At 58.0% G+C, this 24,394-nt stretch carries 22 protein-coding genes; 17 read left to right on the top strand and 5 right to left on the bottom strand.

What is annotated here, in order from left to right:
* Nucleotides 1-226: 226 nt before the first annotated feature.
* The 17 genes from BT173_RS07045 to BT173_RS06990 all read left to right on the top strand — a co-directional run bounded on the left by BT173_RS07045 (nucleotide 227) and on the right by BT173_RS06990 (nucleotide 20,898).
* Complete coding sequence (locus BT173_RS07045; RefSeq protein WP_072427940.1) at nucleotides 227-496, top strand: PAAR domain-containing protein; 270 nt, start codon at nucleotides 227-229, stop codon at nucleotides 494-496.
* Between the two features lie 41 nt (nucleotides 497-537).
* Nucleotides 538-2,007, top strand: coding sequence for a hypothetical protein (locus tag BT173_RS07040; RefSeq protein WP_072427939.1), 1,470 nt, complete (start codon nucleotides 538-540; stop codon nucleotides 2,005-2,007).
* Nucleotides 2,008-2,103: 96 nt separating this feature from the next.
* Complete coding sequence (gene tssM / locus BT173_RS07035; RefSeq protein ID WP_245794143.1) at nucleotides 2,104-5,844, top strand: type VI secretion system membrane subunit TssM; 3,741 nt, start codon at nucleotides 2,104-2,106, stop codon at nucleotides 5,842-5,844.
* Entirely contained in the window at nucleotides 5,841-6,836 is a 996-nt protein-coding gene (gene tagF, locus BT173_RS07030) for a type VI secretion system-associated protein TagF (protein ID WP_072427937.1), read from the top strand. The genes tssM and tagF overlap by 4 nt, the downstream gene beginning before the upstream one ends.
* Entirely contained in the window at nucleotides 6,837-7,640 is an 804-nt protein-coding gene (locus BT173_RS07025; RefSeq protein ID WP_084658290.1) for an OmpA family protein, read from the top strand.
* Nucleotides 7,641-7,713: 73 nt separating this feature from the next.
* Nucleotides 7,714-10,722 carry a type VI secretion system Vgr family protein gene (locus BT173_RS07020; RefSeq protein ID WP_072427936.1) on the top strand — a complete coding sequence of 1,003 codons (3,009 nt, stop codon included), beginning with the start codon at nucleotides 7,714-7,716 and terminating at the stop codon, nucleotides 10,720-10,722.
* Nucleotides 10,723-10,730: 8 nt separating this feature from the next.
* Nucleotides 10,731-11,582, top strand: a complete 852-nt coding sequence (locus BT173_RS07015; RefSeq protein ID WP_175545572.1) for a DUF4123 domain-containing protein — start codon at nucleotides 10,731-10,733, stop codon at nucleotides 11,580-11,582.
* Nucleotides 11,579-14,104, top strand: coding sequence for a T6SS effector BTH_I2691 family protein (locus BT173_RS07010; protein ID WP_139256083.1), 2,526 nt, complete (start codon nucleotides 11,579-11,581; stop codon nucleotides 14,102-14,104). Before BT173_RS07015 ends, BT173_RS07010 begins: the two co-directional genes overlap by 4 nt.
* Nucleotides 14,046-15,059 carry a DUF6708 domain-containing protein gene (locus tag BT173_RS19840; RefSeq protein WP_245794142.1) on the top strand — a complete coding sequence of 338 codons (1,014 nt, stop codon included), beginning with the start codon at nucleotides 14,046-14,048 and terminating at the stop codon, nucleotides 15,057-15,059. The genes BT173_RS07010 and BT173_RS19840 overlap by 59 nt, the downstream gene beginning before the upstream one ends.
* Nucleotides 15,060-15,124: 65 nt before the next feature.
* On the top strand, nucleotides 15,125-16,198 hold the full coding sequence (locus BT173_RS19260; protein ID WP_139256082.1) for a hypothetical protein: 1,074 nt from the start codon (nucleotides 15,125-15,127) through the stop codon (nucleotides 16,196-16,198).
* An 83-nt stretch (nucleotides 16,199-16,281) separates the two neighbouring features.
* Nucleotides 16,282-16,437, top strand: a complete 156-nt coding sequence (locus tag BT173_RS19620; protein ID WP_175545571.1) for a hypothetical protein — start codon at nucleotides 16,282-16,284, stop codon at nucleotides 16,435-16,437.
* Between the two features lie 37 nt (nucleotides 16,438-16,474).
* Nucleotides 16,475-17,209 carry a putative type VI secretion system effector gene (locus BT173_RS19255; protein ID WP_139256081.1) on the top strand — a complete coding sequence of 245 codons (735 nt, stop codon included), beginning with the start codon at nucleotides 16,475-16,477 and terminating at the stop codon, nucleotides 17,207-17,209.
* Between the two features lie 96 nt (nucleotides 17,210-17,305).
* The gene (locus BT173_RS19615; protein WP_175545570.1) at nucleotides 17,306-17,476 is read left to right on the top strand and encodes a hypothetical protein; all 171 of its coding nucleotides are present in this window, start codon (nucleotides 17,306-17,308) and stop codon (nucleotides 17,474-17,476) included.
* Between the two features lie 23 nt (nucleotides 17,477-17,499).
* Nucleotides 17,500-18,033, top strand: a complete 534-nt coding sequence (locus BT173_RS19250; protein ID WP_139256080.1) for a putative type VI secretion system effector — start codon at nucleotides 17,500-17,502, stop codon at nucleotides 18,031-18,033.
* On the top strand, nucleotides 17,997-19,127 hold the full coding sequence (locus BT173_RS07000) for a DUF6708 domain-containing protein (RefSeq protein ID WP_139256079.1): 1,131 nt from the start codon (nucleotides 17,997-17,999) through the stop codon (nucleotides 19,125-19,127). The genes BT173_RS19250 and BT173_RS07000 overlap by 37 nt, the downstream gene beginning before the upstream one ends.
* Before the next feature lie 12 nt (nucleotides 19,128-19,139).
* Nucleotides 19,140-20,210: a DUF6708 domain-containing protein gene (locus tag BT173_RS06995; RefSeq protein ID WP_072427931.1), complete on the top strand. Its 1,071-nt coding sequence runs from the start codon at nucleotides 19,140-19,142 to the stop codon at nucleotides 20,208-20,210.
* Nucleotides 20,211-20,424: 214 nt separating this feature from the next.
* The gene (locus tag BT173_RS06990; RefSeq protein WP_072427930.1) at nucleotides 20,425-20,898 is read left to right on the top strand and encodes a hypothetical protein; all 474 of its coding nucleotides are present in this window, start codon (nucleotides 20,425-20,427) and stop codon (nucleotides 20,896-20,898) included.
* 2 nt (nucleotides 20,899-20,900) lie between these two features.
* Here the strand turns inward: BT173_RS06990 and BT173_RS06985 are convergent, their stop codons facing one another.
* From BT173_RS06985 to BT173_RS19610, 5 genes are all read right to left on the bottom strand, one after another.
* Nucleotides 20,901-21,248, bottom strand: coding sequence for a hypothetical protein (locus BT173_RS06985; RefSeq protein WP_139256078.1), 348 nt, complete (start codon nucleotides 21,246-21,248; stop codon nucleotides 20,901-20,903).
* Between the two features lie 624 nt (nucleotides 21,249-21,872).
* Complete coding sequence (locus BT173_RS06980) at nucleotides 21,873-22,172, bottom strand: hypothetical protein (RefSeq protein ID WP_072427928.1); 300 nt, start codon at nucleotides 22,170-22,172, stop codon at nucleotides 21,873-21,875.
* A gap of 57 nt (nucleotides 22,173-22,229) precedes the next feature.
* Nucleotides 22,230-23,321 (bottom strand): zonular occludens toxin domain-containing protein, encoded by a 1,092-nt coding sequence (locus BT173_RS06975; protein ID WP_072427927.1) that lies wholly within the window; start codon nucleotides 23,319-23,321, stop codon nucleotides 22,230-22,232.
* Nucleotides 23,318-23,626 (bottom strand): DUF2523 family protein, encoded by a 309-nt coding sequence (locus BT173_RS06970; protein ID WP_072427926.1) that lies wholly within the window; start codon nucleotides 23,624-23,626, stop codon nucleotides 23,318-23,320. The genes BT173_RS06975 and BT173_RS06970 overlap by 4 nt, the downstream gene beginning before the upstream one ends.
* A 1-nt stretch (nucleotide 23,627) precedes the next feature.
* The coding region (locus BT173_RS19610; RefSeq protein ID WP_175545569.1) for a hypothetical protein at nucleotides 23,628-24,394 on the bottom strand (767 nt) is incomplete at its 5' end.

Below are 24,394 nucleotides of genomic sequence, written 5' to 3'. Positions count from 1 at the left end.
AACGGGTCACCCCTGCTGAAGTGGAGCATTGACGCGGATTTTGCTGTGCTGAGCGATGACAATTACATAAGGATTTTCCGATACAGATTGATCGTTTATGAATTTGGGATAGCATGCTCGCCTTGGTAGATTAGTCGTTTGCTGTATAGCGAATGTCTGGATTGATCCGATGGAAGTAAATTAAAAATGTCTAATAAAGACATATATCTTTGAGCAGGAGGAAATCATGGGTAAGCCCTATATATTGCTGGGTGATTCGACCAGCCATGGTGGCAAGGTGCTGGAGGGTTCGCCTACCACCACCATTAATGGCAAACCGGTTGCCCGTATTGGTGACAAGGTTTCCTGTCCTATTCCTGGGCACGGTACCTGTCCGATTGTCAGCGGTGATCCGACCTGTCTGATTGATGGCAAGCCTTTGGCGCGCCATGGCGATACCACTTCCTGTGGCGCCAGCCTGATTGCCAGCCAATCGCAAGTGCTCGACCACGTCTAGGTCCCTTGTGCTGAATATTCTCTACCCTCGCTGATTCCTACATGGCCAAGTTCCTGCGCGCTCTGCTTTTGCTTGCACTGGTGTGCGCCTGCACCTGGGCGGTTGTCATCATCTATTGGCAGGAAATCCATCTCGCGCCGAGCATGGACGACGTGCTGCTTTATCTGGTCGCGCTGCCGCTGACGATCTGGATCACTTTCCTGGTCCTGCGTTGGCTATGGCGACGTCGTGCTGAAAAACGCGCGGCCGCCGCTTTGGCGCCCACGCTGGGCGCGGCGGAGCCCAGCAGCCCAGCTGCCGCGCCGGCCGAGAAACTGCAGGTCGTGGCAGCCGTGGCGCTGACGCCGCTGGGCGAGGAGGTGGCGGCGATTGTCGAGGCCTTGAAGGCCGAGCCGGTGCCGCCGCTGGATGCTGAGCTGCTCGACCAGAACGGCTTTCCCCTTTCCGCCCGGCGCTATGCCGATCTTGATCTGGGCCTGCTGCCACCCGACTGGTCGGTGGATGGCGAACAGCCGCTGCCAAATGCCCAGGCGCGCGCGCTGGCCTTGCTGGCCGCCTTGCTCACGCGTCTGGATCAGCCGCTGGCCGTGCTGGCTGCTTGCCAACAGGCCAATGCGCCGGCCGTGCCCAAGCAGAAATCCGCCGAGCTCAACCCTGCCTGGTTGGGTGAGATCAGCGCGGCGCCTGAGCAGGTCAAGACCAGTTATTCCGTGCCTGCGCGCTTGCAGGTGCAGCTGCTGCTTGAGCCTGGTATGGACCCGGCGCTTGAGGCGCCGTTGAGCAGCTGGTTGACCCGCCTGCTCGCTCAGCAGGGTTTGAACGAGCAGCAGCTGCAGATCGAGCTGCGCAGCATGCCGGCCAAGGGGCTGGCCAAGCATTTGAATGCGCTGGTGGATGAAATCGCCCCGCTCAAACAGCCGTTTGCCGTGCTGCTGCTGGCGGCGGGGTCCACCGTCTGCCAGGACGTGATTGACCAGGGTGTCTTGCTTGAGCGCAGCCAAAATGAGGCGGGCATGCACTTCCCCGGCGAGGCGGCTGCGGCCTTGCTGCTGGCCAATACGGCATTTGCCTTGCCTGATGCCAAGGCGCTGGCGCAGTTGGGCCTGAGCGATCTGGCCGAGAGCGATCCGCTTGCCCGTACCCGCCCGCATGCCGCGAAGGCACTGCCTGCGCTGCTCGAACGCTTGACGGGGCGGCAGAGCCTGCCGGGCGAGCTGGCCTGGGTGTGCAGTGGCCTGAGCCTCGGGCCGGAGGCGGTGGAGTTCGCGCCGCTGCTAACGGTGGCCCAGGCTTCGATCCAGGTCGACGAGGCGCTGCATCTGCGCGGTGCAATGGGCGATGCCGGCCTGGCTGGTCGGCTGGCTTCGTTTGCCCTGGCTAGCCAGACAGTGGCCGAGCAGGGCAAGGCGGCGCTGCTGGTGCTCAACGACGGTTTGCAGGAACGGGGTCTGTGCCTGCTGGATGTGGTGCCGGAGCCGGCCCAGGCGGATGCCGCCGCGGCCAGTGCCTGATGCAGTGCTTGAATGTGTTGTGATGTCTTTTGGCTTAATTCCTACTCGGATGGTTTTTGAATGAACAGGCTTGCAAGTTTTTTCCGGGATCTGCGCGTGATATCGCTGCTGGCAGTGCTGCTCAGCAGCGCCTTGCTATATGGGTTGTTCGCCCTGTTTGACTGGGCGCTGGTCCTGCCTAGCATCGTCTTGATCCTGGGCTTGGCCGGCTGGGCCGTGTACTGGCTCATGCGCCGGCACCGTGCGGCCCAGGCTGGCGAGCAGCTGAATGTGATGCTGGCGGCGCAGGGTGCGGCGGCGGCCAATGCGGCGCCCGATGCCAGCAAGAACGAGGTGGACCGCCTGCGCGGTCGCCTGCAAGACGCGATCAAGACCATCTGCACGTCCAAGCTCGGTGAAACCTCGGGCCGCGCAGCGCTGTACGAGCTGCCCTGGTACATGATCATCGGCAACCCGGCCGCTGGCAAAAGCTCGGCCATCAAGAGTTCAGGCCTACGCTTCCCGTTTGCTGAGCAGGGTGGGGCTGCCGTGCAGGGTGTGGGCGGTACGCGTAACTGCGACTGGTTCTTCACCACCGAAGGCATTCTGCTCGACACCGCCGGCCGTTATTCGGTGCACGAGGAAGACCGCAACGAATGGTTCGGCTTTCTCAGCCTGCTGCGTAAATACCGTCCGAAGGCACCGATCAACGGCATCCTGATCGCCGTCAGTATTTCCGAGCTGAGCCAGAACCGCCCCGAGCACGCGATCCAGCTGGCCAAGAACCTGCGCCAGCGCGTGCAGGAGCTGACCGAGAAGCTGGAAGTGTTCCCGCCTGTCTATGTGGTGTTCACCAAGATGGACCTGCTGGCGGGCTTCACCGATTTCTTCGAAGCCAGCGATGAGCAGGAGCGTCATCAGGTATGGGGCGCCACGCTGCCTTACCAGGCCGATGCACCGGTCGATGCAGTGGCCCAGTTCGACAACCAGTTCGAAGTGCTGAGCGAAGGCCTGAAGGACCTGAGCGCGGTGCGCATGTCCATGCAGCACAAGCAAGCGATGTCGCCGGGTCTGCTGACCTTCCCGATGGAATTCATGGCCATCCGTCCGGCCTTGCGTACCTTCGTGGCCACGCTGTTCGAAGACAACCCTTTCCAGTTCAAGCCGGTGTTCCGCGGCTTCTACTTCACCAGCGCCCTGCAGGAAGGCCGCGCCGTCAGCCCGCTGACCGAGCGCATGGCCTCGCGTTTCGATCTGCAGGTCAGTGGCGAGGAGCGCGATCAGCGCTTTAACGCCAGCCATGGCTTCTTCCTGAAAGACCTGTTCTCCAAGGTGATCTTTGCCGACAAGGGCTTGGTGCGTCAGTACGCCAGCCGTCGCAAGCAACAGATCCGTTACGCGAGCTTCTTTGCCGGCGTTGCCGTGCTTGGCTTGTTGCTGGCCGGTTGGACCACCTCCTACCTCGGTAACCAGAAGCTGGTCGCCAATGTGCGCGCCGATTTGGAAAAAGTGGTGCGTCTGCAGGAAGGACATACCGATCTGGCCGTGCGCCTCGAGGCGATGGAGATTCTGCAGGACCGCATCATTCAGCTGAGCAAGTACCGCGAAGACAAGCCGCTCTCGCTCGGTTTTGGCCTTTATAAGGGCGATGAGCTTGAAGCCAAGCTGCGCCGCGAATATTTCCATGGCGTGCAGCAGCTGATGCTCAAGCCGGTGGCCAGCAATCTGGAATCCTTCCTCAACGATGTGAATGCGCAGGCCGGCAGTCTGCAGGAGCAGAGTGCCAAGCCCATGCAGGTGGCCGCCAAGGCACCGGCTGCCAATCAGCCTTATAAGGATGCGTCGCCCAGCAATGTGGACGATGGCTACAACGCGCTGAAGACCTACATCATGCTGGCCAATCGTGATCGTCTCGATCCTGGCCATCTGAATGATCAGATCACCCGCTTCTGGCGTGGCTGGCTGGAAAGCCGTCGCGGCAGCATGTCGCGTGAAGCATTGATCCGCAGCGCCGAGAAACTGCTCACCTACACGCTGTCGCAAACCGCCGCGCCCGACTTCCCGCTGATTGATAACCAGCTGGCCCTGGTCGACCAGTCGCGCGAAACCTTGCGCCGCGTGGTCAAGGGCATGCCGGCGCGTGAACGCGTGTATGCCGAAATCAAGATGCGCGCCGCGGCCCGCTTCCCGGCCATGACCGTGGCCTCCATCGTGGGCGAGGAAAACAAGGCCATCGTGGCAGGCAGCTATGTGGTGCCCGGCGCCTTCACCCGCGCAGCCTGGGAAGGCTATGTGCAGGAGGCGATCAAGGAAGCGGCCAATAAGGAAACCCAGGCCAGCGACTGGGTGCTGAAGACCGAGGTGCGTGAAGACCTGACCCTGGAAGGCAGCCCAGAGCAGATCCAGAAGTCGCTGACCGCCATGTACAAGAACGACTACGTGGTCGAGTGGCAGAAGTTCGTGCAAAGCGTGACCGTGGCCGAGTTCCAGGACTTCAGCCAGGCCGTGGGCAATATGAACCGCCTGGGTGACCCGGCGCTGTCGCCGCTGAACAAGCTGATGGAAGCGCTGTACAACGAAACCTCCTGGGATAACCCGTCCCTGGTCGATTCGGGCCTCAAGCACGCCAAGCGTGGCTTTATCCAGTGGTTCAAGGAAGTGATTCTGCGTCGCGCACCGTCCGGCACTGTGCCGAACAGCGCCATGGCCAGCTCCAGCAATAATGGCCAGGTCGAGGCGCTGCCCATGGGCCCGATTGGTCGCGAGTTCGCCGTGGTAGGCCATCTGATGCGTGCACGTGGCGAAGCCAAGGATCAGTCGCTGATGCGCGGTTACCTCGATCTGCTTGGCAAGCTGCGTTCGCGCTTTAACCAGATCAAGAACGCCGGCGATATCGGCCCAGGCAGCACCGCGCTGATGCGCCAGACCCTGGATGGCAATGGTTCCGAGCTGGCCGAGGCGCTCAAGTATGTGGATGAGCAGATGCTCAATGGCGTGACCGACAGCGCCAAGGCCACCATGCGTCCGATGCTGGTGCGTCCGCTCATGCAGTCCTTCGCTGTCCTGCTCAAGCCGTCCGAAGCGGAAATCAACCGCACCTGGACTGCGCAGGTCTACGAGCCGTATAGCCGCACCCTGGCCGGCAAGTATCCGTTTGCCGCCGGCTCCAAGGTGGAAGCCAGCGCGCAGGAAATCGGCGCGATCTTTGGCCCAGATGGCGCAATTGCCAAGTTCACCGAAAAGGCGATCGGCCCCTTGGCCGTGCGCCGTGGCGATATGCTCAGCGCCCGTACTTGGGCCGATATGGGCGTGCAATTCTCGCCCGCCTTCGTGGCCGACTTCCCGCGCTATGTGGCTGCGCAGGGCGGGGCTGCGGGCGCGGGTGGCGGTGCGGCAGCGCCGGCAGCCAACCAGACCCAGTTCCAGATCATGCCGATGTCGGCACCCGGCTTGTCCGAGTACACGATCGAGATCGACGGTCAGGTCCTGCGTTACCGCAATGGCATGCAGAGCTGGAGCAGCTTCGTGTGGCCGAATCCGTCCGGTGCGCCGGGCGTGAAGATCACCGCCACCACCTTCGATGGCCGCGTGGTGGAGCTGCTGAACGTGCCGGGAAACTTCGGTCTGGAGAAGATGATTGGTGCCGCGCAGCGCAAGAAGAAGGATCAGGGTCTGTTTGAACTGAGCTGGGCGAACGGCAATGTGGCCGTTGCGGTCAACTTCCGCATCATTAGCAGCCCGCAGGTGGATGGTAGCGGTAGCGCGCGTCAAGGCCAGGGCCTGCAAGGCCTGACCCTGCCGCAGACCATCGTGGGTTCGGAATTCGCTGCGCCCGCCGCAGCAGGGGCGGGCGCATGAGCAACGCCAATATCCTGACCGCCCAGCCCGAGCTGTACTACTTCGGCAAATTCCCGGCGCGTGGCGACTTCGTGCGCAGCGCCGGTGGCAGCACGCTGATGAATGTGTTCGATCAGTGGATCTCGCGTGCGCTGGACATGCTGGCGCCCGATCCGCGCTGGAAGATCGAGTACGACGCCACGGCACCGGTGCGCTTTGCCTTTATCGGTACGCGCAGCCGCACCGTGGTGGCCGGGGTGCTGACGCCGAGCATGGATAGCTCGGAGCGGCGCTTCCCCTTTGTGCTGGCTACCCAGTTCGAAGTGGCCAAGGCGCTTGATTTCTTCGCCCTGACGCCCTTGCGCCTGTCGCGCTGCTGGCAGTCGGCCGAGTTGCTCGGTCTGCGCGCACGCCAGGCCGTATCCGACCAAGCCTTTCTGGCCGGCATCCAGCCGCAGCCCGATGGCTTGCAGGCCGATGCAGGCCAGGACGAGCGCCTGTTCGCCGACTGGTTGCAGACGCTGAATATCGAGCAGATCGACCGCGAGTTGCAGGCGGTGCGCCCCGATTTCTCGCTGCGCCGCAGCGTACTGGCGCTGGGTCTTTTGCTGCAGCCGGTGCTGACCCAGGGCGCGGCCAATCTCAATAAGGGCTTGCTGCTGCCCTTGCCGGGGCGCGCCGATGCGAATGCGCTGCTGGCCAGCTTCTGGCTGTCGCTGATCAGCGGCTTCCTGCCGCGCCACGATTTCGAACTGTCGGCCCTGCTGTGCCGCATCAAGGACAAGCCGGTGCTGCTGGTCGGCTTCTCGGGTGCGGCGGCGGAATCGCTGGCCGCACTGGTCAACCCGGCCAGCGCCGCCGACTACCTGATCGATATGGCCGAAGCCAGCTGGGTGGAGGACTACCTGGATGGCGACGCAGGTTGCCGCAAGCTGGCCAGCTATGCCGAACACCCACAACTGTCGTTGGCGCAACTGCGCGCCACCTTCAATGAAGTCTTTCTGGGGCTGTAAATGATGTTGAAGCGAACCCTGACCCTATGGGCCGGCGTGGCCCTGCTGCACGGCGCCGTACTGGCAGCCGAACCGGTGGCAGCTGGCGCGCCCGCCGCAGCTAGCGGGACGAACCAGGTGATCACCGTGACCGGGGCCGTACCCGATCAGGCCACCAAGACCATCCTGCTTAACCGCTTGCGCGAGGTGTATGGCGCCGAGCGCGTGGTGGACCAGATCACCGTGGGCGGCGTGATCATGCCGGCCAACTGGGCCCAGCATGTGCAAGCGCTGATTACCCCGGAGCTGAAGTCGGTGAGCCGCGGCGAGCTGAGCGTGAATGGCAATACCGTCAACCTGAAGGGCGATGTGGGCAGCGATGCTACCCGCCAGCAGCTGACCAGCCAGATGGCCAGCTCGCTGAACCCGACCTATGTAGTGAAGAGCCAGCTGCGCGTGACCATGGCCGAACAGGCCGTGCTCGACCAGGCGCTGGCCAACCGCATCGTGGAATTCGAAAGCGGCAGCGCCAAGATCACCGCGGCCGGGCAGAGCATTCTGGACGAGATGAGTACCGCGCTGCAGCAGTTCAAGGGGCGCCGCGTGGAAGTGATTGGCCATACCGATAGCCAAGGCGCACGCAATAGCAATGTGGCCTTGTCCAAGGCACGTGCCGATGCGGTGAAAGCCTATCTGGTGCAGAAGGGCATGCCGCCCGACAGCCTGATTCCCATCGGCATGGGCCCGGACCGCCCGGTTGCCCCGAATGACAGCGATGACGGCCGCCGCCGCAATCGCCGTATCGAATTCAATCTGAGCCAATAAACCTGTACCTGGCCTGCAGTCTTGCGGGCCGGCGTGAATATCCCGTACCGATACTTTTGCGAAGCGAGCCACCATGTCCATGCTGACCTCCGCCCTTGGCGAACTGCTTGGCCAGTTTCAAGCCCAACTTGCCCAATGGCAAAGCACCGACCGCCTGTTCCGTCTGCACACCAGCCTGGGGGCGGATGCACTGCTGGTCGAGCGCGTGGATGGCGTCGAGCAGATGATAGGCGCGCCGCTGCCGCAAACGGACTTGCCACTGCCCAAACGTGCCCAGTTTGTTAGCCAGGCCCCGGTGGCCGATCAAGCCGCTTTGCCGCAGCTGCAGCTTGGCCATACGCCGCTGTCGCCGGCTTTGCAGGGCAAGCAGGCAGACGGGCAGGGCGGTGACGCCAGCCTGCTGTGCGGCTATCGCTTCGAAGTGACGGTGCTGGGCGCACAAAGCGGCTTGCAGCTCTCCAGCCTGCTGGGCAGCGCCGTGCTGCTGGAAACCCAGACCGGCGCCAGCCGTAGCGCACTGCGCCCGATTCACGGCCATATCAGCGCCGTGGAAGCACTGGGCAGCAATGGCGGCCTGGCGCGCTACAAGCTGGTGATCGAACCCTGGCTGAGTTTCCTGCGCCAGCGCCGCGATAGCTGGGTATTCCAGGACATGACGGTGGCCGAGATCCTGGAAACCATCTTCACCGACTACCAAGGACAGGGCAGCCTGGCGCCGGCCTTCAAGCTGGCCTTGGCCGATAAATACCCGAAGCGCAGCCTGCTGGCCCAGTACCGCGAAACCGACTGGCATTTCGTCCGCCGCCTGATCGAAAACGAAGGCCTGGTGTGCTGGTTTGAACACCAGGGCGACACCGGCAGCGCCAGCCTGGGCAGCCACACCCTGGTGATCACCGACCGCCTGGGTCTGGATGCCGCCTGTACCGACAACCCCGAATCGCCAATCCGCTTCCACCGTGCCGATGCCACCGAAGTGGGCGGCGGCCTGGGTGAGATTGCCAGCGCCGTGGCCGGCGCACTCGGCCTGGGTGGCAGCCGGGACAGCTTCCAGCGCTGGCAGGAACAGCGCGGCCAGACGCCGAGCCAGATCCGCCTGCTCAGCTATGACGACCGCACGCTGAGCACCCAGGCAGTGGAAGCGCAAGGCGAGGGCGCAGGGCAGGGGCCGGCACTGACCCTGGCCGACCATATCAGCCACTATGGCTGGGCCGGCACGCAGGATGGTGAACGGCGTGCTTACAATCTGCTGGCCGCCTACCAGGCCCAGGCCCGCCATATCGATGCCGAAGGCACGGTGCGCAGCCTGGCGCCAGGCCAGGTGTTCACGCTTAATCAGCATCACCGCCACCCGGGCGAAGCGCGCTTCCGCGTGCTGTCGGTGCACCACCAGGGCCGTAATAATCTGGCCGCCGACTTCCGCGCCAGCCTGAACCGCGCCTTTGGCCCGGATGCCAACAGCGAAGCTGATGACAGCGCGGACGACTTCCCCGAGCAATACCGCAACCGCGCCATCTGCCTGTATGCGCGCGCTGCCGTGGGCTTGGGTGAGGCCATCGACACCCCGTTCGCCCCCTTGGTGGCCAGCTACCACGCCAAACCCACCGTGCAAGGCGTGCAAACCGCCACCGTGGTAGGCCAAAGCGGCCAGCCTATCGACACCGACCGCAACCATCGCGTGAAAGTGCAGTTCCACTGGCAGCGCGGCGCCAGTGCGCACAACCGCCAGGCGCACAGCACGGGCGAAGATAACGCCCCCGCCAATGAGCGCGCCTGGGCCTGGGTACGGGTGGGCGCCACTGCGGCTGGCCCCAACTGGGGCAGCAGCTTTATCCCGCGCATTGGCCAGGAAGTGCTGGTCGGCTTTCTGGACGGCGACATTGACCGCCCTGTGGTACTGGGCGCCGCCTATAACGGCAGCGGCAATGCAGACGCCCAGCACAATCAGCAACAGGGTAACGATGGCCGCATCACCGGCAATGCGCCGGCCTGGTTTGCCGGCGAAGCAGGCGAACACGCCCACCCGGACGCCCTGAGCGGCATCAAGACCCAGGCCATTAGCCACAGCCAGACCGGCCAGAGCGACAAGCAGGGCGGCGGCTACAACCAGCTGGTATTCGACGACCACCCGAGCAGCCCGCGCGCCGAGCTGGGCACCACCCAGGCGCACAGCTGGCTGCAGCTCGGCCATACGCGCCACTACCAGGACAATGCACGGCGCGAAGCACGCAGCCACGGCATTAGCTTGGATACGCGCGGCCACGCCGCCATCCGCGCTGGCCAAGGCCTGCTGCTGAGCGCCCAGCTGCGTGCGAATGCCAGCGGCAACCAGATCGACAGCCAGGAAGCCGAACAGACGCTGGAGCAGCAACGCGAACGCGTGCAGGCGATTCTGGAACGCGCCGACAAACACGGCGCCCAGCTGCCGGAAGAGAAACCCGCCGGCAAGCAGCCGGTGCAGCTGAATCTGCAAGCCCTGCAGGACAGCCTGGCCGGCAACCAGCAAGGCGCCCCCGCCTGGCTACGCCCCGAGCTGATCCAAAGCGCCCCGCAAGGCCTGGGCTGGCTCACCCCCAGCCAGATCAGCATCAGCGCCAGCGAACACCTGGCCCTGGTCGGCCGCGACCTGCAACTGGGCGCCCAAGCCACCCTGGGCCTGAGCGCCCCGGCCGGCCTGCGCGTGTTCGCCGGCGGCGCCAAGCCCGACGCCAAGCAACCCGAGCAAACCCGCGGCCTGCGTCTATTGGCCGCCAGTGGCCAGGCCATCCTGCAGGCTCAGAAGGACAAGGCCAACCTGAATGCCCTGAAGGCGGTGAACGTAAGCAGCAACGCCGACGCCCTGATCGCCAGCCCCACCACCCTGAAGCTCAGCGCCCAAGGCGCGGGCCTGGAACTGAAGGGCGGCAACATCACGCTGTTCGCCCCGAATGGGGTGAAGTTCAAGGCCAGCAAGAAGGTGTGGGATGGGGCGGGGAGTGCGAGCCATAGTGCGGATCCAATGCCTGCCAGTCAGCTGAAAATTTGTGAGATGCAGTCGCTAAAGGCGGCCAGTAAGGGGGCAGCTTTGGTCCCTGTTGATGGATGATTGCAAATATGCAAATGGATCCATGTCTGATAGAAAAACACGCATTTGCTCTGGTTGATAGCTTGTGCATTGATGAAAGCTACCCCAGTTTCCTGCGCGGTAAGCCCATCACCCTGTCTGGCCTAGAGCGAGAGTCCCATCTGCTCCCGCGTTTAGTAGATCTTAAGTCGCTTTCTCCGCATGAGAAGCTGCAGCTTCTGAATATGCTGGATGAGCGATGTCTTTTAGATGAAACCCCTCCTATTTGTACGTTTTTTGAAGCAGAAGTTGAGACTAAAGCGATGGAAAATCAGCTTGCTACTCGCCTATTGCTTCATGATGGATATGGTAAGTACTTACTGAGATTCTACGACCCTCGCGTATGGATCCAATTGCTTCGCCTATTGGATAGCGGGCAAAAAAAAGCAATCTTTGGCTCAATTGCTAGTTGGACTGTTTGTATGAATGGACACTGGCTAAATGAGAAGAAGCCTTCTAGTGAGGATTTGGCGAGTTGGAGCTTTAGTACTGGGCAGCTAAAGAAAATTGCTCTAATTGGTCAAGTGAACACTGTGTTAGCTATAACCTCTACTCAGTTCAGGGGAGGGCAGCTTGATGATTTTCTGCGTAGTAGTGAGAAGGCTGAGTTTCTGCTAGAGCGCGCTGCTCAATATGGAATTTCTGACGAGGCGAGCTTAATTGAATTTGCGTTGCATGGAATGACGGTTCATTCGGATTTCCATCGGCATCCAAAAATAAAGGAAATAATAAGTTCGTTGGATAAGTCTACGTATCGGGATGCATCTGGAATGCTTGACGATGAGGCGTGGCAAGAGATAAAGAGTGGTTTGCGCCAAAGCAACGGGAAGGTGATGAAATGAGTAATGAAAAGATCTGTGAGAAGACCTGCGACTTTTGCGCCAAGGAAGGCTTGCCAATTCTGCCTGTTCGCTATGCTATTGCACCTGATGAGGCTAAAGCGCCGAAGCTAAGTGGATTGCTTGAGGTGAAGGATGCGGACGGCAAAGACATCCCTTTGCACGGGCAGGCTCATTACTCTACTCGCCTACTTCGTAGCGGTTATCTCTATGTGTTTGATGAGGCCCGCAAGCGATGGGATGCTTATTTTGTGACAGCGGGAGGTTATTTCCTACCTTTTGATTTACGCCTACCCATTCCTGCTGTAGAGAAGGGGCGTGAACCCTGTGATGCACAAGGCCATAGAGAGGTCGCTAGTTGCATCACAATCAGCAGCCCTAAGCAGGCTACTAAAGTGTGGATGGGATTCTCCGACGTTGAGTGGACGCCAGCTGTACTTGAAATGCATGCAAAGCCCGAATATCGTAAAAAGCATATGCGTGTTTTCGATGTGGCTGCGTGGCTAAATACCAAAGAAGCCAAGCATGCAACCAATATTGGCAAGGTTGCGCAAACAGTCTGTGAGTATAATGGCTTGGCTTTAGCGCAAGCGTTTGCCTATTCTCCTGTTCCTTTTGTTAGTAGAAAGCCCAAAGCGCCATTGTTGATCAATACCGCCAATGCATTAAGTCCAGGAAAAGGTGTGGTATTGGCACTTAATGATCCGGCTGGCATTGCTATGGAACTCTCAGGTCTAATGAGTTATCGCCTGAATCAGTTTTCGAATGACCCAAAACACAAGCGGCCGCTAGCGGTAAGTAATGCGATTGCAAGCTTGCGCCAGAATATCGAGAAGCAGGGAGAGTTGGAAGAGCTCAAGGCAGCAGAGCAGATTCAAGCTCAACTACTCGGCGATAGCTACGGCACTATCCTATGGACCGAGAGTGGCAAGAAACTGTATGAGCAGGCTGATGATGTCTCTGCAGCGCAGCTAGATAGAGCGAGAATAAGCGCTTGGAATAAATATAAAGAAAAGTACGATGAAGATGCTCGCGCAAATTTCCAGAAGAAGTTTGATGCGGAATTGCGCGCATTTGATGATCAGAAAATTGCTCCTTTAGCCGTTGCACACGCAGAGTGGATGAAGAGCAAGCGTCTAGCGGCGAGCTTCCAAGGAAATTTTGATGCAAAAGACGCAAATTCCGGCGTGGTTTACACGGAGTGTTTATCGCTATGTTTGGGTGCAACGCAAGATAAGAAAGCTTGTTTTGACCTGTATTCCGAATGGCTAGATGGTGATTTAAACGACAAGTCCAACTTGATTCTACGGGCTTTGCTATTGAATCTTGATAACGCTGCAGAAATTGTTACCAAAGGAACGCAGGTAAGCGTTGATCCGCGTGGTCTGCCATGGGATGGGATGATCGGCAATGTAGGTAAAGCTATGGATCATGTTCTGGCAGGGAAGCCCGATATTTTGGGTAAGTTGATTACCCAGCTTCTTGGTCCCTTTGCGAAAAAACTTAATTCTGCTGCCGAGAGTGGTAAATTAACCAGAGCCCTTGTAGCAGCCGGTGTCATTGCAAAGTCGCCAATCGTTCCAATCACGGTAACCGGAAAGTTAAGAGACTTTCAAGCAGAGGTTCTGAAGCAGCTGTTGGTTGCGAGAGGAGAGACTATCCCCCCTCATGGCATGAAGGCAGCCATTGCCCGTGAGTTACAGTTGATGGAAATTCGCGGGGCTAAGTTAAATGGCTCAAGCAATAAACGCTTCATGGTCCTGATTGATCTTGACACATTAAAGGGTGTGCCCGCGAACGCGAATCAGAAGGCTATGGCGCAGGCTTTGGCGAAAGCTTTGGTGCCAGTTGCTGATATGGAGAAATTGGAGTTGGGGCGTTGGAGGACCAGTTTGGCAAAAGGTATTACAAGGTCCAAAACTGCATCCCCGTTTGCATTTGGTGCGTTGGGTGCTGTTGCTCAATGGGTAGCTCTTGGTAAATTGAGCGAGGATCTTGATAAAGCTAAAAAGTCCAAGAAAGGTGAGTTCGAAGCAGGCTTCCGTTATGCAGCTGGCTGGTTGGCATTTGGTGGTACGGTGGCGGAGCAGCTGGGCAATGCACTACAAAAGGTGCCTGAGGTTAGTTTGAAATATGGCAAGGGCTTGGCAAAGTGGGCGGCAGAGTGGCTACCTCGGTTAGGTAAATTTGTCGGGGTCGTGGGTGCAGGAATCATGGCAATTTGGGATGTCAATACTGGCATTTCAGAGTGGAAAGAGGGTAATCACGGTATGGCTGGCGCATACTTTCTTGCTGCAGCCTTCGGTTTTGGTGGCGCAATGGTTATGCTCTGGGCAGGCGCTGCAGCTACAGTTATTGGTTTGGTTTTGGTGATCTGTGCAATTTTGCTTTCCATTTTGATTGAGTTCTTTAAAGATAATCCATTGCAGGATTGGCTGGAGAGAAGTTACTTCGGGAGGCTGGAGAATGAGCGATTCTCCAGCGTGGATATTGAAATGGCTAAGTTGGAAGAGGTGGTGGCTTAATATGGAGTATGTTGGATTATTAAATAAATATCCTGTTGATCGCCCGCTGACAGATGATGAGAGAAAATATCAACTGCATCATAATGTGCGATTGAAGGCCAGCCCAATTCATCAGCGTGCTATAAATAGAATTAATTCGACATTTCTTGAGTCGCTTGACAAGTATTATGGCTGGAAAGGATTTATTTCCTTTGTGATGTTGGCATTTTTCTTGGTAATTGTCTGGGTAATCTTTAGTGGTATAGGAATTACGGTTTCCGATTGCAGTATGGGTAAGGTTAAGGACTGTAATTCAAGCTTTATTTTAATGCTTTTTGTTTTACTTCTTTTCCTGCCGATTGCTTGTGTGAGCATTTGGATGTTACGGAAAGAATCATTTTCGTACACACATTATCCAATAAGATTTAATAAAAAAAATGGTATTGTCTATGTATTCAGAAAAAATGCTACTGTTCTGGCCATTCCATGGTCCGAGGTGTTTTTTACACTTCGGCCTGCTCAAATGAATAAATTCTGGGAAATATGTGGCCATGTATTAGATTCAGATGGTGTGACTGTAAAAGAGACCTTTGCACTCAGTGATCTGCAGAACTACGGGTACAACGGACCTGAAGATGTAGATGGTGATATATCTGAAAGAAATCATTTGCTGCGTCACTGGGAGTTTATCCGCCGCTATATGGAGGAAGGCCCTAAGGACTTGGTAAATCTGGTGGACTATCAGCGGCCAGTACATTTACGCAAGGAAACCTTTTTTGAGGGTTTGGAACGGGTATCAGCTGAGTCAGGTGGGTCATATGTAATGATGCTCATCGGCTCTCCAATTATCCTGATAACTGCAATAGGTCGTTGGTTTGCCATGCGCACCAGCAAAATACCGGTATGGCCAGCCGAGGTAGAAGCTGCCTGCAGGATTGATCCTGACGATCCATACGTCCGGGAAGCAACGCTCTAGATGCCTTAAGTAACTTACCAGCCTGATAAGAAGGCGTGGCCTGAATTTGTGCTGGAGAGTAAGGCGTGATTATCGATGTAAATAAGGGGAAACGCCCGTCGCCATTAAAACTAACTGGTCTGTGCGAGGAAGTGGGGTTGCCTGTGCGGGAGGCTCCACATGCAGGCGGAGCTGTGATTACAAGGATGGATGGCGAGGCATTGATTCTTGATGGGCAGCCTCAGGGTTCATTTGTAGTAGGGATGGGGCTCGCCTTCCAGTTTGTTGCCATTATTTTTTTGCCTTACATGACGATTGCCTTGCTAGAGAAGATTTTTTCTGGCAATGAAGTAGGTACGGACTGGGTTTTGTTATCAATAAGCTTTTTCATTGCTCTTTGTGTGGTTGGGTGGCTTGCATTTAGTCTTTACATGATCTATCTAGCCATTTTTTTGCCAAGCCCTAGTCCAGTTATATTCAATCGAAGATTGGGCTTGGTTATGGGTTCGCACAAAGGGAAACCTATTGCATTAGAATGGAGGAAAATTAAACCCGTACTTTTTCACAGTCTAAACCTTTCTGCTGGAGCGCAAAGGCACTATAGCCTGGCTTTGGTAGAGCGAGATGATAAGATAGAAAAAGGAGGTAAGCAGAAAAAAGGATACGGCCTGCTCGTGAGTATGGGATATTACGGTTGGGCAAATTGCCATGCAATGTGGGAGTTTATTCGCTGTTATATGGAAGACAAACCGGAGAGTTTGCCTGAAGTGGAGCTATCTCCATCCGGTGGCTTCGAGGCAAAAATGCTTGATGAAGGGCCCTATTGGGAGTTTCATGTACGACAAGGTCTAATGGCAGATCTGCGTTATCGTAATGGCAGACCAAAATTTAACTATTGGGTAAGCCTATTCATGGTGCTTGGTGCTCCAGGCTTTTTAGTTAATGTATTCCGGATGCTTACCCGCCGTCGCGTCCAACTGCCCTGGGAGTGGCTGCCTGCTGAGCCAAGTGAGCCCAACACCTACCATGTTCGCCCAGCCCAGCCCGGTGATTTGGCAATACGTACTAAGGCTGCGCGCTACATCGCACTGTGGATGGCTGTCTGCTTAGGTTTTGGCATGCTCTTTTGGATTTGGCTTGTTAGGCTGATTGCATTCTGAGGCATTCAGAAGGTAATAACGAAAGCATTGGTGTGCTGGTTTGAACGCTAGGGCAATACCGGCAGGGCCAGCATGGGTAGTTCGTGATAGACGTACCTGAGCATCAGATAATTCCCGCTGTACTCAGCCACACCCTGGCGATCACCGACCGCCTGGGCCTGGATGCCGCCTGTATCGACAACCCCGAATCGCCGATCCGCTTTCATCGAGCCGATGCCACCGAAGTGGGGTGCAAATGAAGTCTTTTGAGTCCGCATTAATGGAAGTGCTCTGATCATGAAATCAGCAAAATTCGAAATCATTCGTGGCGTGGTCGGAGATCTTCAGGTCGCGCAAGAAGATAAGGACTTTGTTTTCACTGCGGCGGATAAAGCGGCCGGCGGAGGTGCTGCTGTAGGCCTTGCCCTGGGGGGGCTTGCTGGCGCTGCAACTGGCGCTGTACTGAGCACTGGCGATACTGCAGAGCGTGTGGATTTTTTTGTCTGCAGGTTGGGGGACACATTTGTAAGAGGTCAATTCGGCGAGGTGAATTTTTCTGACGGCGATGTTATTGAGGCTTTAGGGGTTAGGTCTGGTAAGCATTTTGATGTTTTGGCTGTTACTCGCCCAAGCGATCGGACTATTTGGATGCACCCTCATTGCGGTAGAGGGACTCGCGCTTACCTACGATTCTGTTTTTTTTGGATCGGTTTTTTGGCATGGGTGATTTCACCTGCTGCATTATTTGTTTTGATGTGGTTTGCTTGGGGGGCGTCTAGTACGGTTCCTCCTGCTTGGTTTATTTTCACTGTGTATTTCGGTGTAGGATTAATTGCCTCTTCGGTATTGGGTTTTGTTGCTTCTCGATTTATCAGTTTCGCCCACCTTTCCAACGACATCCTTCGCGCGCTCTGCTTTGAAAAACCAGAAGAAGTCGATCTGCCTAAAAGGTTGCGCGAAGTCAGTAAGACATTTACCAACGAAGAGCGACTTAAATATCACCCGCACGCACGTTGGGTTTACAAATATTGAAGAGATGCCTCAGTTCTGGATTGGAGTGACGAATGTGCGTTCGCCTGATTTTCAAATAAAGTCTTTTGAGTCCGCATTAATGGAAGTGATCTGATCATGAAATCAGCAAGATTCGAAATCATTCGTGGCGTGGTTGAAGATCTTCAGGTCGCGCAAGAAGAAAAGGACTTTGTTTTCACTGCGGCGGATAAAGCGGCCGGCGGAGGTGCCGCTGCAGGTCTTGCCCTGGGGGGGGGCTTGCCGGTGCTGCAACGGGTGCTGTGCTGAGTACGGGCGATACTGCGGAGCGTGTGGATTTTTTTGTTTGCAAAGTGGGGGATATAGTTGTACGAGGCCAATTCGGTGAGGTGAATTTTGCTGATGGTGATGTTGTAGAGGCTTTAGGGGTTAGATCGGGCAGGCACTTTGATGTTTTGGCCATTACTCGTCCCAGTGATCGGACTATTTGGATGCATCCGCACTGTGGGCGAGGGAGCCGAGCGTATTGGCGATTTTCAATAGCATGGGTTTTCTTTGTTAGCTGGGTGATTGCGCCATTGTTCTTTTTCTTTATGGATTTTTTCTTAATGGATTTACCTGCCTCATTAACTAAGTGGGCGCTGATTGTTCCGGTGGTTGGTCTAGGACTCTCCCTTGTATTTGGGTTTGTTGTGTCCCGGTTTGCCAAATTTTCCCATCTTTCAAACGATATCTTTCGTGGTCTTGAATTCGAAAACCCAGAAGATGTTGATCTACCTAAAAGACTGCGCGAGGCCAGTAAGGCATTTACAGTTGAAGAGCGTTTTAAATGTCACCCGCATGCGCGCTGGGTTTACAAGTATTGAATGCGGCAGCACGGCGCGTGGTGAATCCCTTAGCAAACGCTCGGCAGGTGGTAACAGGCGAGGTTCCGTTCCGGCTCGACCCGCAACCTGACCATTCTTCTACCCTGCTACCGCCTGCTGATACGCCGGTTGGCGCCGTACCGAGTACCGCGGACTCGGTTGTGCAGGTCTATCCGGATGCCATTGCATTTGGCGGGCAGTTGGATGCCATGCGTGGATATTTGTCCACGATTGGGGCTCTCACCTTCCTTTTGTTTCTAGCTCTAGCATACGACGCTATTTTCTCCAGTCCTTCCGTATTGTTTGCATTTGCGTGTTGTTTTCTTTGCCTGGTCAGTTGGACGATGATGCGAATCGATTTCAACGGCTTTCGCTACACGCCCGTCTTACTCAACCGTGGCGCAGGTAAGGTCCATGTGTTCGAGGAAGTGGGTTTCGACGTCCTCGCGTTCTGGAAGCTATGGGGTGGGCATAAATATGTGATCCACACCTATGACTGGGATTGCGTGCGTGCCGAGATCGCGCAGGTCATGGTGGAGTCGGGCAATGGCATACGGGCGGAAACTGGCTTGGTGTTTGCCATTACCGAAACGCCGGGCAGCCATTTGGTGAAAGCGCGCTTTGGGGTGGGCACGACCAGTGCCTATGACGGTGGCCGGGCCATGCTGGGGCGCTGGGAACATATACGCCGCTTTATGCGCCGCGAAGCCCCGCTGATGCAGCCGGGTGACAAGCTCTTCGCGGACTGGGGTGTCACGTTCTGGGAGGCGCTATTCTCCTTGCAACCCTTGCTCGGTCCAGGTTCGGGCGAGTACTGGAAGAGCGGTAAGTGGTATATCTACCTTGCAGGCGTCTGGATCTTGCCGCTATTGCCATACACGATGTTCGCGGGCCTGATGCGCTGGCTGAGCTATGTGCTGAAGGTGGAACCCAAGTGGCCAGACAGCATTCTGGCCAGCATCGGCGGCGAACCCCTCAGTCGCGAAGAAATCGAGCAATTGACCCATGTGATACCCGGCCCCCGCAAGCAGGTGCAGGCGGGTAAGCGACGTAAATCCAAGGGGTTATCCAAGGAAACACCGCGCATTGAGTAAAAGCCACATCGCATGACTGGAAGACTGACCGCGCCGCAGGAGCCGGTGGCGCAGCTCACCCCGCCCAACTTCTTCCCGCATCATTTACTCCCCCCGATCAATAAGCAGGCGGCGGATCGCCCGCACGCAGGTGGTGCCATCTGCAAGGTCTATCCACATGGCATTGAATTCATTGATCATGTAGCAGCCATGCATGGCTACGCGCTGGTCCTGGGGGCGATGTTATTGGCAGGCAGTCTATTTATGCTCCACACCGCGCTGCTTATAGAGCTCGACTGGGGAGTTGCTGCCGCTGCGCTACTGTTGATTTGGTGTTGGTTTCTACTTCGCGTCGATCTTGTCGGCTTCCGTTATCGCCCAGTCCTGTTTGACCGCGCCAACCGCAAAGTCCATGTCTTCAGTGAGAAAAGTGGCCCAGGGCTGCACTGGCTCAAGCTTTGGGGCAAGGTGGCCTACCGGGTGAGCAGTTATGACTGGGACTGCATCCGTGGTGAGGTGATCGGCATCCGGGTGGCCGGCGGGGTAGGTGGCTTGCCGCGTCAGGAGTACGGCCTGAATCTGGCCGTGACCGATGCGCCGAGCAGCCAGACGGCGCTGATGCGTTTCGGTGTGGGCACTACCAGCGCTTACGATGGCGGCGCGATGATCGTTGCGCGCTGGGAACATATTCGCCGCTATATGCAGCAGGACGGCCCACCGATTGCGTCGGGCGACTCGCTGTTTCTGGACAACAGCCGCGAATCGCTCTGGGCGGCCATCACCTGGATGCAACCCTTGCTGGGTCCGGGTGCCAAGGAAAACTGGACTGGCGAGAGCTTTAACGGTGCCTGGTTTCTGACCATTCCCTTTGGCTTGCTCACCATGACGCTGCTGCCCGCCAGCGTGATAGCAGGGCTGTTGCGTTATGTCGGTCAATTCGCCAAAGCGGAACCACGCTGGCCGCGCCAGATACAGGAATCGGTAGGCGCGCCGCTGAGTGTGGAAGAGATCAAGGTGCTGCAGTACGGCAAACGCAGCAACTGGACCCGGCAACGCAAGGCTGCCAAGTTGGCACGCCAGCAAGGTAAATCGAAGGTTGTCTGAGTGCTTGCCACCACCACTCTCATTGGCATTTATATTTTCGCATAATGTTTATTATGTCAAGTCGTGTACGTCGCGCAATTCGTAGACGTTACCAGCAGTTGATAAATTATATCCGCACGTTCGCTGCAACTATGCGCACTGCATAAGCGCTTGCTTCTACTCTCTCCGGCCCGCCAAACCTTGGCGGGCTTTTTTGTTGTCAGGAGGAAAAATCATGAGCAGACCAAAGACGCTGCCGAATAGCCCAGGCGTTACACCTGGCGATGTGTGGCGCGTGGCCGCACAGCAAAAGCCACACGTGCTTGCGCGGCGCTACAACGTGCGCACGGAGCTGATGCGCAACTGGCTGACCGGGGCCGATGAAATGCCGGTGATGCTTTACGAGCTGCTGGCGATGCAGGTGGTGTGCATGTTGCCTGGCACGGCCGGGCAGTTTGCCGGCTGGCGCGTGCTGGATGGCCATCGGTTCACCGGGCCGGGTATCGAGCATCGCGGCGGCATTACGTTCGACGATGTGTACCGGCTGCCCGAGTACTGGCGCGCATCATCGCTGGCCGAGCGTCAGGCGGAGCTGATCGAGCGCCTAATGCGGGAGCGCGACTTCTACAAGCGGCAGTGCGAACTGGAGGCGCGGCACGGGATCTTGCTGCGCTCCATGTTCGACGGCCCGACGCGACGAAGCAGCTAGGACTATTCGGCGTGCAGGTAACAAATCTGGGCAGGAACTTCCGGCACGACAAAGCCGCGCTCATCAAAGCACTGGCATTCGCCAGTTTTGCTGTTCTTGCCGCAGCCGGAAATCTTAGGGGTGGGCTTGGGTGGTGCAGCCGGAATCGAGTAGTCAGGCAGCTTTATCTTCTGAAGCTCCTTTGTCATCTCGACTGCCGCCTCATCCATCAAAACTTGAGCCTTCTTGGCTATGTACATCGTGTGGAGAAGGTTGCCGAGAAAAACGCCGGAAGTGATCACTGCCAATGCCAGCAAGTAGTGGAGCCAGCCCGGAATGCCGGACGAGGATTGCCATTGTTCTGTATTCATCATTCCCCCTGGGATTTGGTTTTGTGAGGGCGGAACTATATCGCACTCGCGCCAGCACTCCGTAGACACGCCCTGCCCCGCTGCTGCCTGCCCAGCGCCGGAAGACTTCGCTATCCGGCACTGGTCACCGCCCCCACTGGGGGCTGGCACCCCGGCTTGTCCACCGGCTTAGCACTAGTTTGGGTTTGCAGCTGCGACCGAGTGGGTGCGCGGCCAGCTCCAGGGAGCTGGCCGAACCAGCGGCAGCGATTCGGCCCGCTCTCTCGGACAAATGCGGGGCATTTGCCCTCGGCCTGCCGGCACGAGCTCGCGGCGCTGGCGGGTCTGTGGGCGCGAGAGCGGGCGGCTAGGCCCTTGGCGGCAGCGCTCGCAGCCCGGCGACTCTAGCGCTCCACCGCGCCTCCGGCGGGCCGGGCCTGCGCGTGGACGGCCCCGGCGGGCCGCCATGGGCCGGTCAGCTGTGGCAGGCCTTCGGCCTGCTGCTGCCCTGCCCTTCGGGCGCCCTGCGGGCCGGTGCGCGGCCGGCTCTGGGGAGCCGTCCGTTCGGCGTGCGGCTGGGGCGTCCCGCCCTCTCAGGCAAGCGCGGGGCGCTTGCCCTCGGCCTTCCGGCACGGGCTCGCGGCGCTAGGCCGGCAGCTGCTCTAGTAGCCGTTCCAGCACCTGGCGCATCGGCACGCCCTCGGCCTCAGCTGCCCGCCGCAGGCGGCGAAGCAGCAGCTCTTCGACCTCGACGTTCAGCTGCGCCGGTACGCGGCCGGTGGCGCCGCCGGTAAAGCCGGCTTGGCGCTGGTTCTGGCGACTGCGGCGCTTGCGCTCGGCCGCCGTCATCGGCTTTTCGCCCAGGGGCTTGGGGCCTCGCTTGCCCGGTAGCTTGGGGAGGTCGGGCAGTTCGAGCGTTTTGCGGTCTTCGGCTTGTTTTGCCATGGTGCGCGCCTTTTATGTGACTAGTCACAGTATAGCGTAATTGCGTGACTAGTCACGCTATCCGCGAGAGGCTGGCAACGGGGCTTGAACCGGCCCGTTCGCCTGTATCGGGCCGTTTAGTGGTGCCGAGTCATCAAACCAACCGTTCTCGACGATGCTGCGGCAAAGGTCTTGCGGCATGCCGACCATCTTGGTGCCCTGCTGGGTGTAGCAAGAGCAGCTAGCGGCCTTGCCGACGCCCTGAATGCAGGCGGCGGGCTTGGGCGCTTGCGTGGGTGCGGTTATGCCGTCGTAGGCTGGCGCGGTGTGCGGCAGGCCGGTTATGCGTGGTATGCGGGCGTCGAGGTAGCTGAGTTCAGTTGCGCCCGGTGTTGCGCCTGGCGTTGCACCCGGTGCGGCGACTTGCGCACCAGCAGGCCGGCTTGGTGCGTCGGCAGCCGGCTTCACCTCGGCGGCCTGCTCTTTCGCCTGACCATCGGATTTGACGCGCCCCACGCTGTGAATGACGTAGCCGATACCGCCAGCGATGATCAGCGCCGAGAAGACGATCACGCCAAGCTTCTGCTTCACCAGGGAAGGAAGTTCGAACTTAACCGTATGTTCTTCACTGGACTTGTAGAGCGCGTAACAGTCCTTCGGGTAAGCCCAGTATGTGGCGTGAGAAGACTGCCGGTTGCGCTTGCTGTCCGGATCCACAACGCACTTACCCTGCCAGTAAAACAGCGTGGCAGCTTCCGCACCGGATAGCCGTTCGACGTGGGTATGCGTGCCGATCAGATAGCGCACGTCCTTGTGCAGCTGGCCGGGGTCTTGGGTGACCAGGTAGGCGATATGGCCACGATGGCCAAGCGTGGCAAAGGCCGTGTAATGGTCTGGCAGCACGGCTGCGCTGGATAAGCGCGGGAACAGCTCCCAAGCTTCATCGAAGACCATGATGGAGCCGTACGGCAGGAGGTGCCACTCCTTGTAGTTCAGCATGCAGGCCGTTCCCTCGATCTTGAGATCGGGGAAGCCATGCACGTAGATCACCTGATCCGGCTTGAGCTTGGCGGCCATGTCACGAATCTTCTGGACCATGTAAAGCGACTTGCCGTTGCGCTGCTTGCCGCTCACCAGGTGTACGACTGCTACCGATGTCACGCTGGTCATTTGCTCAGGACTCCGAACGACTTGCGAGCCAGGCGCACGCCTGCGATGCCGGCCACTGCAGAGAAATGCATCTGAATGGCTGCGGTGACGCCCAGGTAAGACAGGATGGCCATTGTTTCGGCAGGGATGCCAGCCAGCTGGGCATACACGTAGGTTTCTGTTTGGCTGAGCATGATCTCGATGCCGGTATACGAGACCACACCGACACCCAGGGCGATTAAGGCGCGGCCGGCCATGGTGGCGACGGCGGCAGTTAGGCCCGTAGCGACATGTGCTGCGAGCGGGGCTAAGAGTGCTTGAATCATGTCAATCGCCCTTCACGGCAAAGGTGAAAATGAGCCACATGCAGGAAATCGCGCTGATGAAAAGCATGAGGGCGCGAATAGCCCCACCGTGGGTGCAGATGATGCTGGTGGGGAATGTGACGCTGCCGAGGTTGATGCCTCCGATGGAAGGTATGGGTATGGACACATCCCGCACGGCGCAGGTAGAGCCAACGCCACTTACATCGGCAATCTTGACGGCGCTGCCCAGGTCGGTTGATTGCTCACGACCAGCAATAGCGGAACCCTCTACCCCATCCTTGCTAACGATGTCGGCCCACTTGCTCGGCATCTCGTAGTCATCCGCCGTAGGGTTTTCTGCGCAGCCTTGGCGGTGAAGCTCTTTGGCAATGGCGCACTGGACGGCATCACCCTTGCAGACAAATCCAGATTGGCAATTACCGGCAAAGGAACCAGCTACACACTTGGAGTCATTAGGGAATTGCTTGCAGTAGTCAGATTGGGCCTGATTGGTGTTGCCGTCGCTTGCCTTGCATGCCGGGTCGTTTGGCTGCTTGGCGCACTGCTCGGCTTTCTTACAAGCGTCGGTATTCTGGATGGCGGAATTATTGGCGCATTCCTCAGCTTGCTTGGTTGCACATTCCTGGTCGCCTGGATGGGTTGCGCAGTATTCCTTGCTGCCCTTTTGGCAACTGGCGTGATCGCTATTCGCCTTGCAGAAATCGGCATTGCCAGGGCGGCAGCTGGCGCTAGTTGGATTCAAAGTGCAAAAGCGTTCAGAGCCGGGAA

Source organism: Chitinimonas taiwanensis DSM 18899 (assembly GCF_900119825.1).
Taxonomy (GTDB): domain Bacteria; phylum Pseudomonadota; class Gammaproteobacteria; order Burkholderiales; family Chitinimonadaceae; genus Chitinimonas; species Chitinimonas taiwanensis.
The sequence above is the reverse complement of the archived record's forward strand: the minus strand, read 5'-3'. Positions and strand labels throughout refer to the sequence as shown.

Bases quoted from the DNA above. Each gene is read 5' to 3' on its own strand.
- BT173_RS07045 (WP_072427940.1), top strand. From the start codon at position 227: ATGGGTAAGCCCTATATATTGCTGGGTGATTCGACCAGCCATGGTGGC.
- BT173_RS07040 (WP_072427939.1), top strand. From the start codon at position 538: ATGGCCAAGTTCCTGCGCGCTCTGCTTTTGCTTGCACTGGTGTGCGCC.
- tagF (WP_072427937.1), top strand. From the start codon at position 5,841: ATGAGCAACGCCAATATCCTGACCGCCCAGCCCGAGCTGTACTACTTC.
- BT173_RS07025 (WP_084658290.1), top strand. From the start codon at position 6,837: ATGATGTTGAAGCGAACCCTGACCCTATGGGCCGGCGTGGCCCTGCTG.
- BT173_RS07020 (WP_072427936.1), top strand. From the start codon at position 7,714: ATGTCCATGCTGACCTCCGCCCTTGGCGAACTGCTTGGCCAGTTTCAA.
- BT173_RS07015 (WP_175545572.1), top strand. From the start codon at position 10,731: ATGCAAATGGATCCATGTCTGATAGAAAAACACGCATTTGCTCTGGTT.
- BT173_RS07010 (WP_139256083.1), top strand. From the start codon at position 11,579: ATGAGTAATGAAAAGATCTGTGAGAAGACCTGCGACTTTTGCGCCAAG.
- BT173_RS19840 (WP_245794142.1), top strand. From the start codon at position 14,046: ATGAGCGATTCTCCAGCGTGGATATTGAAATGGCTAAGTTGGAAGAGG.
- BT173_RS19255 (WP_139256081.1), top strand. From the start codon at position 16,475: ATGAAATCAGCAAAATTCGAAATCATTCGTGGCGTGGTCGGAGATCTT.
- BT173_RS19615 (WP_175545570.1), top strand. From the start codon at position 17,306: ATGAAATCAGCAAGATTCGAAATCATTCGTGGCGTGGTTGAAGATCTT.
- BT173_RS07000 (WP_139256079.1), top strand. From the start codon at position 17,997: ATGTCACCCGCATGCGCGCTGGGTTTACAAGTATTGAATGCGGCAGCA.
- BT173_RS06995 (WP_072427931.1), top strand. From the start codon at position 19,140: ATGACTGGAAGACTGACCGCGCCGCAGGAGCCGGTGGCGCAGCTCACC.
- BT173_RS06990 (WP_072427930.1), top strand. From the start codon at position 20,425: ATGAGCAGACCAAAGACGCTGCCGAATAGCCCAGGCGTTACACCTGGC.
- BT173_RS06985 (WP_139256078.1), bottom strand. From the start codon at position 21,248: ATGAATACAGAACAATGGCAATCCTCGTCCGGCATTCCGGGCTGGCTC.
- BT173_RS06980 (WP_072427928.1), bottom strand. From the start codon at position 22,172: ATGGCAAAACAAGCCGAAGACCGCAAAACGCTCGAACTGCCCGACCTC.
- BT173_RS06975 (WP_072427927.1), bottom strand. From the start codon at position 23,321: ATGACCAGCGTGACATCGGTAGCAGTCGTACACCTGGTGAGCGGCAAG.
- BT173_RS06970 (WP_072427926.1), bottom strand. From the start codon at position 23,626: ATGATTCAAGCACTCTTAGCCCCGCTCGCAGCACATGTCGCTACGGGC.